We start from the raw sequence: 15322 nt of genomic DNA on the forward strand, positions 1-15322 counted from the left end.
ATGTTAAGCCATTTATTTAATTGTAATGTAAAATGATTTAACGATTTAAAACCATGTACTTCTAATTTTGTAATCATATTTATTGATTTAGTTAAAAATTACTTATCAAAAGTATTTTTTTTTTAACAAACATCGTTTTTAATTTAAATTAATCACCACGTAAAAACACCTGATTTTTAATAAAAGTAGATTCTTTTAATTGAGTGATTTTACGGAAATCCATAAAAGCCAATTTAAAATCTAAATGCCCTAGCCCTGATAGCAGCGGGATCCTTTTTAGGCAAACGAAAACGTTTAAATTAAAACAAGAAATATTCTGCCTAAAAAGATACAGTGGATAGCAGGAACAAGCTCCTAAAAACCATCCTGATTCGACTAAATTTCAGCTTTAAAAAACACAAAAAAACAACACTAGAATTTTCGGTAAAAATTTTGTAATTTTGCGGTCCAATAAAAGGAATTAGAAAATGTTAGATAGACTTCAATATGTAAAGCAGCGTTTTGATGAGATTTCGGATTTGATTATTCAGCCGGATGTTATTGCGGATCAAAAACGTTATGTGCAACTCAACCAGGAATATAAAAGCATCAAAGCTTTGGTTGAAAAAAGAGAAGAATACATTCTTGTTTTAGCGAATATTGACGAAGCAAACGAAATTATTGCTGACGGAAGCGATGCAGATATGGTTGAAATGGCCAAAATGCAGTTGGACGAAGCAAAAGAACGCTTGCCGCAACTGGAGGAGGAAATCAAATTTATGTTGATTCCTAAAGATCCTGAAGATGCTAAAAATGTTATGGTGGAGATTCGCGCCGGAACGGGTGGGGACGAAGCAAGTATTTTTGCAGGGGATTTATTCAGAATGTATACTAAATACTGTGAGTCACAAGGTTGGAGAACTTCTGTGGTGGATATGAACGAAGGGACTTCGGGAGGTTTCAAAGAGGTTATTTTTGAAGTTACCGGAGAAGATGTGTACGGAACGCTGAAATTTGAAGCAGGTGTGCACCGTGTACAACGTGTTCCTCAAACCGAAACTCAAGGTCGTGTGCATACCTCGGCAGCAACGGTAATGGTTTTACCGGAAGCGGAAGAGTTTGATGTACAAATCGATATGAACGATGTTCGTGTAGATTTCTTCTGTTCGTCAGGACCTGGAGGACAGTCGGTAAATACGACGAAATCGGCTGTACGTTTAACGCACATTCCTACGGGATTGGTGGCGCAATGTCAGGATCAGAAATCACAGCATAAAAATAAAGATAAAGCGTTAACGGTTTTACGTTCTCGTTTGTACGAAATGGAATTGGCTAAAAAACAAGAGGAAGACGCTACAAAACGTAGTTCTCAGGTAAGTTCGGGTGACCGTTCGGCTAAGATTCGTACGTACAACTACGCACAAGGTCGTGTAACCGATCACCGTGTGGGACTAACGTTATACGATTTAGGAAACATCATGAATGGTGATATTCAGAAAATTGTTGCCGAGCTTCAGTTGGTGAACAATATGGAGAAATTGAAGGAAGCGTCGGAGGTTTTTTAAGGGACTGAGGTTCTTAGGTGCTAAGGTTCTGAGGGTTTAGGCTCAAAGGTTTTTTTAAGGTACTGAGGTTCTGAGATGCTAAGTTTCTAAGGTTTTAGGTGCAAAGGTTTCTGAAAATAGATATAAAAAAGGAGTGTTTCATTGTTTGAAACACTCCTTTTTTTATTATTGTATATGGATTACAGTTTGAAAATTGTTGCTGTAAAATGAAATAATTTTGTGGGATTTAGCTGGAAATGAGGTTTTCTATTCTTTTTTGCACTTTTCATGAAGAATGTAAATTCGAAAAAACCTTTGTCCCTTTGAACCTCTGTAACTTTGAACCTAAAATATAGGGCACAGATCTTAGCACCTTAGCATCTCAGAACCTCAGTATCTTAGCGATTTCCTGATTTTGAAACCACATTGGTAACAAAAAGCTGTAACACAGATCCGAAGATGTTTTTGAAAGTCGAGGTGCTTTTGCCAACGACAAATCTTTTGGCCAGATAACCAATTCCGATACTAATAGCCGACTGTGCGAGATCGCTCTTAAATCCAACCGTTTCGTTGATTTCTTCAACGGTGCTGCGAATCAGGTTAAGAGGTTTTAAATGCTCTTTAATGTCATCGATTTCGTCTTTAATGGCACACCATTCGGTATTTTGTTGGTGTTCTAAAAGCTGAATTTTCCGATCCAGTGAATCAAGGGTGTAAATAGTTTCCATGACCGTCTTTTTTAGTTTTTTGATTGACCTGAATCAGAATGTGCCTCTTGTTTGGTTTCTTTCAATATACTGGAAACAATCATGTTTCCAATAGGAGTTTTAATAAGCTTGTGATGCGATTTGTGCAGTACAATGGCAACAATTAAGTAAAACAAGGCCAGTATAAAAAAACCGTAATAGCTTTCTCCCAGTTTTTTTCCAATCCATAAACTGATTCCGATATTAAGGAACAGGGTAAAAAATGCAACAACAGCGCCAACTGCGATCCTGGAGGTCAATGTTGATAAAACATCTGCCGATGCTGATACCGTTTTGAGTTTGATTAATTCTAAACTCGTTTTGGTATAGTTCTCTGCTTTCTCGTAAAGATTTAAGTTCTCGTTTGTTGTTGCATTTGATTCCATAATAAAGGGGGGATTAGGATTAAAAAAACTTCACCTTTTAATAGTTCGATTTTATTGCTTTGGCGTCGTCCTTAAGAGTGTTGAAGTCCTCTTTCGCCTGGCTGAATTTTGCCTTCCCCTCTTCGATAATTTCTTTCCCGTTTGACTTAATGTTACTAACGATTCCGTCGAATTTGGTTTTTATATTATCTCCGTAATCTTTAGACTTGTCTGATATTTTTTTTCTGGTATTTGATCCTTTGTCCGGTGCAAATAAAACTCCTAAAACTGCTCCCGCTGCTGCGGCTCCTAATATTCCTAAAATTGTGGTGCTCGTTTTCATAATATTCGATTTAGTAATTAATATATAGTGCTTAATAGTGTTTATTAAATTTCACGGCCTTTAATGAGCCTCAATAATATGGCAATAACGGCAATGACCAATAAAATATGAATGATACTTCCAAGGCTGTATACAAAAAAGCCCAATGCCCAAAGAATGACCAGTACCAACGCGATTGTGTATAGTAGATTTGACATGATTTTTGTATTAAGGTTTAATTGAATCGTTTTCTTAGTTTAACTTATACGAAAGGTATAAAGAAAGGTTGCTGTTTTTGGCATCCGGAAAAGTGTAGGTTGTTCCGGCTACCGTTCTTTCTTTTCCAATAGTAGTGAGTCCGTAGTTGTAACGTAATCCGATGCTTATTGGGTCAAAATCGACTCCAACACCCGCCGATAAACCGGCATCAAACTTGTTCAGATCATCGGTGTCAATTTCTTGTTCGAAGTTAAAATCTCCTCTGCCGGTTACTTTTGAGCTTACCAGATAAGAGGCGTAACCACCGGCATGAACATTAAAGTTTCGGGTGATATTTACTCTAACCAATAAAGGAACTTCGATGTAATTGAGTCTGAATTTTGAATCTCCGCTGGCAAGAGCGTTATTATATTCCAATTTGGCTCCTTTTGTAGTGAACAGGATTTCAGGCTGAATGGCTATGAAATCAGAGACGGGTAAAGTGGCGTAAAGACCGGCATTGAAACCGTATAATATGTTTTCGTCATTGGCATCACTAGAGTATAAATTCGACATGTTGAACCCTCCTTTGATTCCATACTCGGGATTTGCATTAGTGTTCTGAGCATGCAGCATTCCAAACGATGCTGTTAAGAAAAGGGTTAAGGCGCATAAAAAATTTGGGTACATTTTCATAGTTCGATAGTTTAGTTAATAATAGCGTATACAGGCGTTTAGATTACTATTTTTGATTTTTGAATTTCTCTGACAAACTCATATTGTTTGGGCAGGTATTGCAGTACCATTTCTAAAATGATCTGATCGTTCGTCTCCTTTGAAATCGATTCGAGCAATCTGATCTCTTCTTCTAAAGAGGCATTCATAGAATTCAGATAAGCCGCATTGAAATTGGTTTCGTTGGCATCGATTAAATCGTATAAATCCCGCTTATGGGTGGCATTGATTTCGGTAATAATGATCAACTTTTTATTGGCCAGCGTTGTAATCTCCTGTAGCAGCTGATTTTGATTGATTTCGATTTGTTTGCTTACTTCCAGTATGTTGTTGTCAGAACTTTTTTGTTGTGCAATTTGACTTTTAGAAATAATGGTTTGACTTGCATTTGCCGCTGCGATAAAAAAAAAGGCTTCAATTTCTTCTTTTTCATTCTTGGTAAAAGCTTCATTTTTTAAAGAAGTTGCTACTGGATAGTTTTTTTTACAGGAGGAAACAAAAACTAGTACACACAATAGGAATATTGTTCTTAAAAAAAATGCTTTTACTCGGGGAATTGCTTTCATTATTACTTCATAAAGTATTACTTTACAAAGATGGCGACGAATGGAGGTTTTTGCTTTACACCAAAAAAAAGAAACGTTATATAATTCCCATAAAAGATTTATACAACGTTTGTTATGTGGTTTTTAAAGATTTTTTTGAGGGGTTAATCCGGAAGAAAAATCGTAAATATGGAGCCCTGATCAGGTTGACTGTCGGCCATGATATATCCTTTGTGATTGTCGACAATTTTTTTGCAAATGGCCAGACCAATTCCTGTTCCGGGATAATCTGTTTTAGAATGAAGGCGCTGAAACAATACAAAAATAGTTTCCTTAAACTGAGGGTCAAAGCCCATTCCGTTATCTGTAAAAGTTATTTTGTGGTATTTTTTTACATTCTGATCTAAAAGTTCTCGATAATCTACCGAAAATACTTTTTGACTTTCAATGGTAATTTCGGGAGCAACATTCGGACGGTTGTATTTTAAAGAATTCCCGATGAGGTTGATAAAAAGTTGTTCGATTTGATACGGAATGACTGCCAGTTTGGGCAATTTTGTAGACGTAATAACCGCTTTTTTCTCGTCGATCATTTCGGTTAATTCAGCTTCGGCATTTTTAAGTAATTCATTTAAATTTGATTTAATGAATTCTTTTTTGGTAGTATTTGTTCTTGAAAACAACAATAAATCATCAATTAAAACACGCATTCTTTTGGCCGAAATCTCAATTTTAGCAATATAATCATTGGCGTTTTGAGACATAGCAGCTTTGTCGGTATCTGAAATTCGGGAGATAAAAGTCTGAATTTTCCGAAGAGGTTCCTGTAAATCGTGACTCGCAACGTGATTGAAAGAAGCCAGTTCCTTATTGCTGTTTTCGAGTTCGACGTTACGTGCCTGAAGTTCTATGTTGAGTAAGTGTTCATCGGTAATATCAAAGTTGATTCCCAGCAAAATTTTGCTTCCCTGTTCGTCAGTCAATAATTTCCCTGTTGTTTTAAAATGCCTTACTTCTTGGGTAGGAAGTACAATTTTATAATAGACAAAAGGCAATTGTTTATAGTTTAGGATTCCTTTCATCGATTTTGCTACCGTTTCTTTATCATCCGGATGGACAAAGTTTAAAAAGGTGCCTTTTTCGGGAACGAAAGCATTAGGTTCGTAGCCCAGCAGGCGATATTGATTGTCGGAATAGTCTATTTTGTTGGTGTCTAAATCCCATTGCCAGGTACTGAATTTACCAATAGCTTCAGATTCTGCCATCAGTTTTCCGGAGATTAAAAGCTGCTTGTTGAAGACTTTCAGACGTTCGAAATCACGACTAATTTGTCGGTAAGCCAATAGAATAAAGGTTAAAGCAACCAGAAACAGTGAAATAGAAAAAAGCGGACTCAGGGAAATTTCGGCATCGTAGATTTTTAGTCTTTTGGCCAAATCAGTTTTTTCGATATCATTCATTTCGTCTACTTTAAAACGAATGTTTTCCATCAAAATTCGTCCTCCAAACAAATGATTGTCGAGTTTTCGTTTGTCGTAGGTTTTGGGATCGCTGTATTTAAGGCAATTTTCAAACGAAACAAAACGCTGAATGATGAGCTTGAATAAGTTTTGAAGATTTTTCTGCTGTTTCGGATTGTCTTTCGTTAACTTTTTTAAATTAATGAAAGAAGTGTTTACCTTGTCGCGCGAATAAATATAAGGAGTCAGGAAACGGGCATTGCGGGTGATGATATAACCGCGCTGTCCCGTTTCGGCATCCTTAATAGCCGACATTAACCGTTCTAACTGAATGTTAATTTCATACGTATGCATCACCAGCTTACTGGACTCATTCAGGTCCTGATTGTGCTTGTGAGCAATAGAAGAAAGAAATAACAGAATGAAAACTGCGATTACAAAAATAACTCTCAGTGAGTTTGAGGAATTAAAATTTGGGATCCACTTCATTGATTTCCTACTATTTTAGTCGCAACAGAAAATTATCACGATTTAACCCTGAGGTATGATAGTGCCAGTTTACAGTAACGACTTCATTAATTATTTTTTTCAGATTGTTAAAATCACTTGGTTTTTTAATATAAATATTGGCGCCCTGAATAAAAGTATCTTCAATGTCTTCTTCAGAAGAGGAAGTAGAGTAGATTGCAATAATGATGTCTTTTAAACGCTCTGTTTTTTTAATTTCGATCAGGCATTCTTTTCCGGTTTTTTTCGGCATGTTCAAATCCAGAAATAAAATATCAGGTAAAGCATTGTCAGGATTCATCAAATGGTCCATTAATTGCATTCCGTCATGCGCAAATTCTACTTTAGTCTGAATCTTTATCTCTTCAAAAGCATCTTTAAAAAAAAGGCGATCGTCCTCATCATCGTCAGCCAATAAAATGTGTAATGCGTTTTTTTGCATTTTAATATAGGTATTTGTATTTTATTTTAAATTCTCTCTTCGTTTCTTAATAATTCGCTGAAAAGCCGATGGCGTAATTCCGGTGGTGTTTTTAAACTGTGTACTCAGGTGTGCTACACTGGAGTAGTTGAGTAAAAAAGCAATTTCGGTCAGGCTCATTTCGTTGATAATAATTAATTGTTTTGCTCTTTCAATTTTTTGTAAAATAATAAAATTCTCGATAGACGAATAGGTTACTTCCGAAAATACATTCGACAGATACCCATAGCTATGATTGAGTTTTTCGGCCAAAAACACAGAACTTTTGTAATTGTTACTGTCTTCCATAAAGACAAGTTCAATAATAGCATCCTTTATTTTCTGTACCAAAACACTTTTTTGGTTTTCTACCACTTCAAAACCACAAGGACTCAGTTTCTTTTTTAAGGCCTCGAGTGCCTCAGCATCAAGGTTGTTATTGAGCTCAATTTCCCCAAAACCCAATGTGGTAAAGCCTACATTGTGCTGGTCCAGATTGTGTTTTAAAAAAAGCGAACAAATGGTGTTAATGTCGAACTTTATAAATAGTTTCATTTAATGAAAATTTGGTTAAAGATACTTAATTTAATTTTGGTTATATCGTTTAACAATTGTTAGAAATTTACTAATATTTAAACCAACTCGTTGGATGTAATCCGGAAAAATAACATTCAACACATCAAAAACATAGTTTTTAGTATAAAAAAAATACCGTCTAATATTTACACTAGACGGTATTCCGATTGAGTCAGAAAGGGTTGCAAATCTGATTAGGATTGATGAAATTCTTCTTTTATTCTTTCCTGCTTTTACCGAAGTCTGCTATCCTTTTATCTCCAGTAAACATTCATTCATCATTTTTCAGAGTTGCGTATTTTGCTTCAGTATTCCTTTTAAACTCATTCCGCTTTTATTCTATTTCCTGCAAAATCATTAAGCAGTAATAGCGATGTAAAATTGCAAATTACTCGTCGTTTTTTCGTTACATTTATTCGTGGAAGTATTGCATAATTCGCATTTTACAGCCTTTAAACTTAAATAGCGTTCTGAAATAATTGTTAATTTGAATTTTTGTATTAAGTTTTTCTAATGTTATTTCGATAGGAGGTGTCGTAATTATCTCATTAAAGGTCAGTTAACAAATTTTAAATTTTAATAAGGTATTTTTCTTACAAAAATTATTGATAATATGATTCAAATAGTGTAGTTTTGCGCCCGAATTTATCTAATTGAAATCAAATTTTAATGAAAAAAACTTTACTCAGTTTATTACTTATTGCCATTACTTTTTCGGCCAAATCTCAGTCTTATCTGGGATATACACATGATAATTATGCAGGTGTACAAAGTGTTCTTTTTAATCCGGCTTCTATTGCCGATTCTCGTTTTAAAACCGATGTTAATCTGTTTTCAGTCAGTGGGACAGTAGCAAATGATCTTTATGGTGTTCGCCTTTTTGACGTGTATAAAAAAGGATATGATTTTGACAAGCAGTCTATCATGACACCGGCTAACGCCAACAATGGTTTGGTTAATTTTGATATCATGGGGCCTTCTTTCATGTTTAATATTGCTCCAAAACATACCATTGCTGTTTTTACAAGAGCGAGATCTATTACCAATGCCTATAATGTTAATGGTAGCCTTGTAAATGAAGTGAAAAATGGTTTAGATCATGCCAGTAACTTTAATTTTAACTTAGGTAATCCAAATGCAGTTTCTAATTCATGGGGAGAGCTTGGAGTTTCGTATGCTGCCGTTTTATGGCAGAACGATCAACATTTCTTAAAAGGAGGTTTAACAGCAAAATATCTTCAGGGAGGTGTAAATGGTTATGTTCAGGGTAGAGGAGTGAAAGTTTCATTTGTGGAGAACAAAGCCAACCCGAGAGCCAGTACACTTTTTTCTGAAGGAGAAGTAACCGTAGGAGCAAGCCAGGACTTTGATGCTAATGAAGATTACAAGTTTGATGCTAATTCAAATGGTTTAGGTTTTGATTTTGGACTTGTTTACGAATGGAGACCTGAATACAAAAAGTACGATCTAAACAAGGCAACTAGAGCCGACAATAACTTTCGTGATTTGAATAAATACAAAGTGCGTTTTGGTCTTTCGGTTACCGATATTGGTTCGATCAATTACAGGAATTCAAAATTAGATACCTATAATGTTACCGGAGTGGTAACAGAGAAAATGATCAACGATGCCGATAACTTGTATGATTTCCTGAACGAGCACTATACAAAAATTTCGACTTCTAAAGGAGCTAGAACCAACTTACCTACAGCAATTCACGCTGATGTAGATTGGAATATGTACAGAAAATTCTATTTAAATTTAAATGGAGATATCAGTATGGTGAGTGATTCTAAATTAAACGGAAGCAGTATTGCCAATCGCGTGAGTTTAACGCCTCGTTACGAAAGCAGATGGTTTAGTTTTTATGTACCGATGACCTGGATGGAATACAGCGGAATGCAGGTAGGATCAGGAATTCGTTTAGGAGCTTTCTTTATTGGTTCAGGTTCTGTTTTGACGAATCTGGTTTCGAAAGAATCTAAAGCGGTTGATTTTCATCTTGGGGTAAAAATTCCGGTTTATCAGAAGAAATTCAAAGATACGGATGAAGACGGAGTAATCGATAAAGAAGACTCTTGCAGAAAAGTAGCAGGTCCGGAAGAAAATAATGGTTGTCCATGGCCAGATACAGACGGAGACAAAGTTTTTGATAAAGATGATGTTTGCCCAAGTGTTGCAGGTCCTGTAGAAAATAAAGGATGCCCTTGGAAAGATAGTGATGGAGATACTTTATTAGACAATGTAGATGCTTGTCCTGCAGTTGCCGGTCCGGTAGAAAACAAAGGTTGTCCTTGGCCGGATACTGACAAAGATGGCGTTTTAGACAAAGACGACGCTTGTCCGGATGTTGCTGGTCCTGCAGAAAATAAAGGATGTCCTGTTTTAGATGCGGATAAAGACGGAGTTTTGGATAAAGATGACGCTTGTCCGTTAGTGTATGGCCCTGCAGAAAATAAGGGTTGTCCTAAAGTTACAAAAGAAACATTAGCACAATTAAAAGTAGAGGCGAAGTCTATTTTCTTTACAAGCGGAAAAGCAACTTTAAGCGACGCCAAAAAAGGAGAGAATTCAGGTCGATTAGATGCAATCAAAGAGATCCTGAAAAATTATCCAAATGCTAAGTTTGCGATTAACGGACATACAGATAACACTGGAAATCCAAAAGCCAACAAGAAATTATCTGAGGCAAGAGCAAAAGTAGTAATGGATGCTTTGATTGAAAAAGGAGTAAATCCGGCTAACTTAAGTTCGCAGGGATTTGGATCTGCAAAACCGGTTCAGTCTAATAAAACGGCTAAAGGAAGAGCAGAAAACAGAAGAACAGAAATTGTATATTTAGGTAATTTGTAAGCCTAAACAGAATATAAAACCAAAAAGCCATTCGTAATTGAATGGCTTTTTTTATTTTTGCATACTTCTAAAATAGAATTATTTCTACTCTATTTGGAGAACTAAAAAATCAAGAATGACAACACAACAACTACACGAACAAATTCTTTTAAAAAAATCATTTTTATGCGTTGGATTAGATCCTGATCTGACTAAAATCCCGCCACATTTATTAGAAACCGAAGATCCAATTTTTGAGTTCAATAAAGCAATAATTGATGCCACGCATGATTTAGCAATAGGGTACAAGCCCAACACTGCTTTTTTTGAGGCTTACGGATTAAAAGGATGGCTTTCACTTCAGAAAACCATAAACTACATCAACGAAAATTTTCCGGAAATGTTTACCATTGCCGATGCAAAACGTGGTGATATAGGTAATACATCAAGTATGTATGCCAAAGCTTTTTTTGAAGATCTGAATTTCGACAGTGTAACCGTTGCTCCTTATATGGGGAAAGATTCGGTAGAGCCTTTCCTGGCTTTTGAAAACAAACATACGATTATGCTGGCTCTGACTTCAAACGAAGGAGCATTTGATTTTCAGACGTTAAACGTTAACGGAAAAGAATTATACAAACAAGTTTTAGAAACGTCTAAAACCTGGAAAAATAGCCACAACCTTATGTATGTGGTAGGCGCTACAAAAGCGGAATATTTTACTGAAATCAGGAAAATTGTTCCGGACAGTTTTTTATTGGTACCGGGAATTGGAGCTCAGGGCGGAAGCTTATCTGAAGTTTGCAAGTACGGAATGAACGATAAAGTTGGTTTGTTAGTCAATTCAGCGAGAGCCATTATCTACGCCTCAAAAGGAACTGATTTTGCTGAAAAAGCGAGAGAAGAAGCTTTGAAAGTTCAAAAAGAAATGGCTGTAATTTTAGGTGATAAATAAAGTTTACAGTTTATAATCTTAGTTTTCAGCCTCAGTTTTCAGTCTCAGTGCTTGTTGTGGACGAAAACTGAGACTGCGACTGTAAACTGCAACCGAAAACTAAAACAAACATGAAACAGTTACAAGATCAGCTTGGTACTTTACATACTTTCGAAACAGCCCCAAAACGAATTATTTCTTTAGTTCCTTCTCAGACCGAGTTGCTATACGATTTGGGTTTAGAAGAAAAAATAGTAGGGATAACAAAGTTCTGCGTGCATCCGTATCATTTTAAGTCGACTAAAAAAATGGTTGGAGGAACGAAGAAGATTCATCTTGAAAAGATAAAACTGCTCCAACCCGATATTATCATTTGCAACAAAGAAGAAAATACGCCCGAAATTGTAGCGCAGTTAAGTACTATTTGCCCGGTTTGGGTGACCAATATTGTTTCAATTGAGGATAATTTTCAAATGATTTCTGATTTTGGACAGCTTTTCAATTGCAGAACCGAAGCTCAGAAATGGAACAATAAACTGCGCTTCGCTTTAAACGATTTTAAAAAATACGTTCAGGACATTCCTGAGAAAAAAGCAGCTTACTTTATTTGGAAGAACCCTTATATGGTAGCCGGAAATGATACCTATATTAATGAGTTATTAAAACTCAATCACTTTCAGAATATCTACGGTGATAAAGGCCGCTATCCGGAAATTGAACTCCGGAAAATGCGTCTGGAAGGCGATCCTGATTTGGTTTTTCTTTCTTCGGAGCCTTATCCATTCAAAGAAGAAGATGCTTTTGAAATAGGACGTTTTACCCATCACGCCAAAACTATTTTCGTCGATGGCGAAATGTTCTCCTGGCACGGAAGCCGATTGTTAAAGGCTTTTCCATACTTCAAATTACTGCACGAAAGACTTAAAAATTAGTTTCAGGTTTTCTTAGTTTCAGGTTGCTTTACTTTGAACATAATTTAACCGCAAAGTCCACTAAGATTTTTCGCAAAGTTCGCAAAGTTTTATATGTATAAAGCTTTGCGAACTTTCTGTTTTATGCAAAATCATGGGCAAAAAAACTTTGCGGACTTTGCGGTTAAATACACAATTCAATAATCCTAAACCGCATATTAGTTTCAGGTTTTCGTTGTTTCAGGTTGCTTTACTTTGAACATAATTTAACCGCTAAGTCCGCTACGATTTTTCGCAAAGTTCGCAAAGTTTTATATGTATAAAGCTTTGCGAACTTTCTGTTTTATACAAAATCATAGGCAAAAAAACTTTGCGGACTTTGCGGTTAAATACACAATCCAATAACCTTAAACTGCATATCAAATTAGCCCAAAAAAAATGCCGGCATCTCGAAGACGCCGGCATCATTTAACTAACCAAAACCAAAATAATAAATAACCAGTTTATTACACTACAAAGATCCAACTTATATGGATGTTTTGCTGTTAAGGTTTTGTTATTACTTTGTTGGACATAAGTTAAGATTCTTTAATGTGCTGTTTTGAGCTTTCTGTAGTGTTAAATAATTTTTGGCTATTAAAATATAAAAACAATCAATTTTGTTTATTAATATCGCAAAGATAAGTTTGTATATTTGATAAAGTGTTATATATCAAGGATGTGTGATTTCTTAAAAAAATTAGCATTTGATATAAAACAGTTAATTCTAATCAAAAAAAACAGAAAACAATGAGTGATTCAAACGAAAGTAAATGTCCTTTCCATAATGGACAAATGAAAGAAACTGCTGGTACAGGAACCTCTAATAAAGATTGGTGGCCAAATCGTTTAAATTTAAATATATTGCGTCAGCATTCTAGTTTGTCGGATCCGATGGAAAAAGATTTTAACTATGCGGAAGCATTTAAAACGTTAGATCTGAATGCGGTTAAAAAAGATCTTTTTGACCTGATGAAAGATTCTCAGGATTGGTGGCCGGCAGATTATGGTCATTATGGTCCTTTATTTATTCGTATGGCGTGGCACAGCGCAGGAACGTATCGTATATCAGACGGTCGTGGAGGTGCAAGTTCGGGGAATCAGCGTTTTGCTCCTCTTAACAGCTGGCCGGACAACGGGAATTTAGATAAAGCACGTTTTTTACTTTGGCCAATAAAACAGAAGTATGGAAACAAAATCTCCTGGGCCGATTTGATGATCTTAACAGGTAACTGCGCTTTAGAATCTATGGGATTTAAGACTTTTGGATTTGCAGGTGGAAGGGAAGATGTTTGGGAACCGGAACAGGATGTGAACTGGGGGTCAGAAATAGAATGGTTGGCTACTAGTGATAAACCATTTAGCAGGTATAGCGGTGATAGAAATCTGGAGAATCCGCTTGCGGCTGTACAAATGGGATTAATATATGTAAACCCTGAAGGCCCGGATGGTAACCCGGATCCACTAGGTTCCGGTAGAGATATTAGAGAAACTTTTGCAAGAATGGCAATGGATGATGCAGAAACTGTGGCATTAGTAGCGGGAGGTCATACATTCGGAAAAGCGCATGGTGCCGGTGATGCAGCATTAGTTGGAGCTGAGCCGGAAGGTGCCAGCATAGAACAAATGGGAATGGGCTGGAAAAGCAGTTTTGGAAGCGGAGTAGGCGGAGATGCTATTACCAGCGGGATTGAAGGAGCCTGGAAACCAAATCCGACTACCTGGGATAATGGTTTTTTTGAAACGTTGTTTAAGTACGATTGGAAATTAACTAAAAGTCCTGCAGGAGCTCATCAGTGGACACCAACAGATGAAAGCGCTGCTACAACAGTAGAAGATGCTCACAATCCGGCCAAACGACATGCACCGATGATGACAACAGCTGATATGGCACTGAAATTAGATCCTATTTACGAACCAATTTCAAGAGATTATTTCGAGAATTTCGACAAATTTGCTGATGCTTTTGCGAGAGCATGGTACAAATTGACGCACAGAGATTTGGGCCCCGTTTCCCGTTATTTAGGGCCTGAAGTTCCAAGTGAAATATTAATTTGGCAAGACCCGATTCCTGCGGCTAAAAGCGAGTTGACTTATAATGATATTGCCGCTTTAAAAGATAAAATTCTTTCCAGCGGACTTTCTATTTCAGAATTAGTAAATACGGCCTGGGCATCAGCTTCTACATTCCGAGGTTCTGATAAACGTGGAGGAGCTAATGGCGCCCGTATTCGTTTTGAACCACAAATTAGCTGGGAAGTTAATGGAGGAGGACAAGTAAAAAAGGTATTGGCTGTTTTAGAAGCAATACAAAATGATTTTGCTAATTCAGGAAAATCTGTATCTATTGCCGATTTAATTGTTCTGGGAGGATCTGCAGCTATTGAAAAAGCAGCATCAAATGCCGGTTTATCTGTAGATGTTCCTTTTACACAAGGAAGAGGTGATGCTACTTTAGAGCAGACAGATGTACATTCGTTTGAAGTATTAGAGCCAAAAGCAGATGGATTCCGAAACTATAAAAGTGCCAAAACAGGAGCCATTACCGAAGAGCTTTTAATAGACAAAGCACAATTGTTAACCTTATCTGTACCTGAAATGACAGTGTTGGTGGGAGGTTTAAGAGTGTTGAATGCTAATTATGACGGTTCTAAACATGGCGTGTTTACCGCAAGTAAAGAAACATTAAGTAATGATTTCTTTCTGAATCTCTTAGATTTAAGAACGGCCTGGAAAGCCAGTGATGAAACCGGTGAAGTTTTTGAAGGACGTAATCGTACTACGGGAGAGGTTAAATGGACAGCAACACGTGCCGATCTTATATTTGGTTCTAATTCTGAACTTCGTGCTTTAGCTGAGGTATACGCCAGCAGTGATGCCAAAGGGAAATTTGTTAAAGATTTTGTCTCAGCATGGACTAAAGTAATGAATCTGGACCGATTTGATGTACGTTAATAAAAGGTTCTAAGGTTCTGAGGTTCTGAGGTTCTGAGAGACAAAGGTTCTGAGAGACAAAGGGACAAAGGTTCTGAGTTTTGAACGTATATTTTTTAAAAGTTAACCCGACTAGTTTTTTTTAAAACCTGTCGGGTTTGTTTATTGGTCTCAGATTCGGGTTTAAAACCCTGCAATTTATTGCAGTACTTTAGTAATGCGAAAAAATCTATAT

The 15322-nt window shown here is 36.5% G+C and carries 14 protein-coding genes; 5 read left to right on the forward strand and 9 right to left on the reverse strand.

Annotated elements, in window-relative coordinates; translation table 11 throughout:
• Positions 1-467: 467 nt before the first annotated feature.
• A complete protein-coding gene (gene prfA / locus JO950_RS18135) occupies positions 468-1544 on the forward strand; it encodes a peptide chain release factor 1 (RefSeq protein WP_017498542.1) in 1077 nt (358 codons plus the stop codon).
• A gap of 377 nt (positions 1545-1921) precedes the next feature.
• On the opposite strand, the gene JO950_RS18140 is transcribed toward prfA, so the two are convergent.
• From JO950_RS18140 to JO950_RS18180, 9 genes are all read right to left on the reverse strand, one after another.
• Positions 1922-2251: a hypothetical protein gene (locus tag JO950_RS18140; protein WP_202703902.1), complete on the reverse strand. Its 330-nt coding sequence runs from the start codon at positions 2249-2251 to the stop codon at positions 1922-1924.
• A gap of 11 nt (positions 2252-2262) precedes the next feature.
• Positions 2263-2655: a hypothetical protein gene (locus tag JO950_RS18145; protein WP_202703903.1), complete on the reverse strand. Its 393-nt coding sequence runs from the start codon at positions 2653-2655 to the stop codon at positions 2263-2265.
• A gap of 37 nt (positions 2656-2692) precedes the next feature.
• Positions 2693-2977, reverse strand: coding sequence for a YtxH domain-containing protein (locus tag JO950_RS18150; protein WP_202703904.1), 285 nt, complete (start codon positions 2975-2977; stop codon positions 2693-2695).
• A gap of 44 nt (positions 2978-3021) precedes the next feature.
• A complete protein-coding gene (locus tag JO950_RS18155) occupies positions 3022-3174 on the reverse strand; it encodes a lmo0937 family membrane protein (protein WP_123923494.1) in 153 nt (50 codons plus the stop codon).
• 34 nt (positions 3175-3208) lie between these two features.
• Positions 3209-3850, reverse strand: coding sequence for a porin family protein (locus tag JO950_RS18160; RefSeq protein ID WP_202703905.1), 642 nt, complete (start codon positions 3848-3850; stop codon positions 3209-3211).
• Between the two features lie 38 nt (positions 3851-3888).
• A complete protein-coding gene (locus JO950_RS18165) occupies positions 3889-4455 on the reverse strand; it encodes a DUF4142 domain-containing protein (protein WP_202703906.1) in 567 nt (188 codons plus the stop codon).
• A 143-nt stretch (positions 4456-4598) separates the two neighbouring features.
• Positions 4599-6383: a CHASE3 domain-containing protein gene (locus tag JO950_RS18170; protein ID WP_202703907.1), complete on the reverse strand. Its 1785-nt coding sequence runs from the start codon at positions 6381-6383 to the stop codon at positions 4599-4601.
• Between the two features lie 10 nt (positions 6384-6393).
• The gene (locus JO950_RS18175; RefSeq protein ID WP_017498550.1) at positions 6394-6843 is read right to left on the reverse strand and encodes a response regulator; all 450 of its coding nucleotides are present in this window, start codon (positions 6841-6843) and stop codon (positions 6394-6396) included.
• A gap of 21 nt (positions 6844-6864) precedes the next feature.
• Positions 6865-7416, reverse strand: a complete 552-nt coding sequence (locus JO950_RS18180) for an AraC family transcriptional regulator (RefSeq protein ID WP_202703908.1) — start codon at positions 7414-7416, stop codon at positions 6865-6867.
• 690 nt (positions 7417-8106) lie between these two features.
• Between JO950_RS18180 and JO950_RS18185 the strand changes: the two genes are divergently transcribed.
• From JO950_RS18185 to katG, 4 genes are all read left to right on the forward strand, one after another.
• Positions 8107-10290: a DUF5723 family protein gene (locus tag JO950_RS18185; RefSeq protein WP_202703909.1), complete on the forward strand. Its 2184-nt coding sequence runs from the start codon at positions 8107-8109 to the stop codon at positions 10288-10290.
• Positions 10291-10405: 115 nt separating this feature from the next.
• Positions 10406-11224, forward strand: a complete 819-nt coding sequence (pyrF, locus tag JO950_RS18190; RefSeq protein ID WP_202703910.1) for an orotidine-5'-phosphate decarboxylase — start codon at positions 10406-10408, stop codon at positions 11222-11224.
• 110 nt (positions 11225-11334) lie between these two features.
• The gene (locus JO950_RS18195; protein WP_202703911.1) at positions 11335-12135 is read left to right on the forward strand and encodes an ABC transporter substrate-binding protein; all 801 of its coding nucleotides are present in this window, start codon (positions 11335-11337) and stop codon (positions 12133-12135) included.
• Positions 12136-12903: 768 nt separating this feature from the next.
• Positions 12904-15108: a catalase/peroxidase HPI gene (katG, locus tag JO950_RS18200; protein WP_202703912.1), complete on the forward strand. Its 2205-nt coding sequence runs from the start codon at positions 12904-12906 to the stop codon at positions 15106-15108.
• The last annotated feature ends 214 nt before the right edge of the window (positions 15109-15322 follow it).

Source organism: Flavobacterium sp. UGB4466 (assembly GCF_903469665.1).
GTDB classification, from domain to species: Bacteria; Bacteroidota; Bacteroidia; order Flavobacteriales; family Flavobacteriaceae; genus Flavobacterium; species Flavobacterium lipolyticum.

Coding starts and splice junctions, on each gene's coding strand:
- JO950_RS18145 (WP_202703903.1), bottom strand. CDS start 2,655: ATGGAATCAAATGCAACAACAAACGAGAACTTAAATCTTTACGAGAAA.
- JO950_RS18155 (WP_123923494.1), bottom strand. CDS start 3,174: ATGTCAAATCTACTATACACAATCGCGTTGGTACTGGTCATTCTTTGG.
- pyrF (WP_202703910.1), top strand. CDS start 10,406: ATGACAACACAACAACTACACGAACAAATTCTTTTAAAAAAATCATTT.
- JO950_RS18160 (WP_202703905.1), bottom strand. CDS start 3,850: ATGAAAATGTACCCAAATTTTTTATGCGCCTTAACCCTTTTCTTAACA.
- JO950_RS18185 (WP_202703909.1), top strand. CDS start 8,107: ATGAAAAAAACTTTACTCAGTTTATTACTTATTGCCATTACTTTTTCG.
- JO950_RS18180 (WP_202703908.1), bottom strand. CDS start 7,416: ATGAAACTATTTATAAAGTTCGACATTAACACCATTTGTTCGCTTTTT.
- JO950_RS18170 (WP_202703907.1), bottom strand. CDS start 6,383: ATGAAGTGGATCCCAAATTTTAATTCCTCAAACTCACTGAGAGTTATT.
- JO950_RS18150 (WP_202703904.1), bottom strand. CDS start 2,977: ATGAAAACGAGCACCACAATTTTAGGAATATTAGGAGCCGCAGCAGCG.
- katG (WP_202703912.1), top strand. CDS start 12,904: ATGAGTGATTCAAACGAAAGTAAATGTCCTTTCCATAATGGACAAATG.
- JO950_RS18140 (WP_202703902.1), bottom strand. CDS start 2,251: ATGGAAACTATTTACACCCTTGATTCACTGGATCGGAAAATTCAGCTT.
- JO950_RS18165 (WP_202703906.1), bottom strand. CDS start 4,455: ATGAAAGCAATTCCCCGAGTAAAAGCATTTTTTTTAAGAACAATATTC.
- JO950_RS18195 (WP_202703911.1), top strand. CDS start 11,335: ATGAAACAGTTACAAGATCAGCTTGGTACTTTACATACTTTCGAAACA.
- prfA (WP_017498542.1), top strand. CDS start 468: ATGTTAGATAGACTTCAATATGTAAAGCAGCGTTTTGATGAGATTTCG.
- JO950_RS18175 (WP_017498550.1), bottom strand. CDS start 6,843: ATGCAAAAAAACGCATTACACATTTTATTGGCTGACGATGATGAGGAC.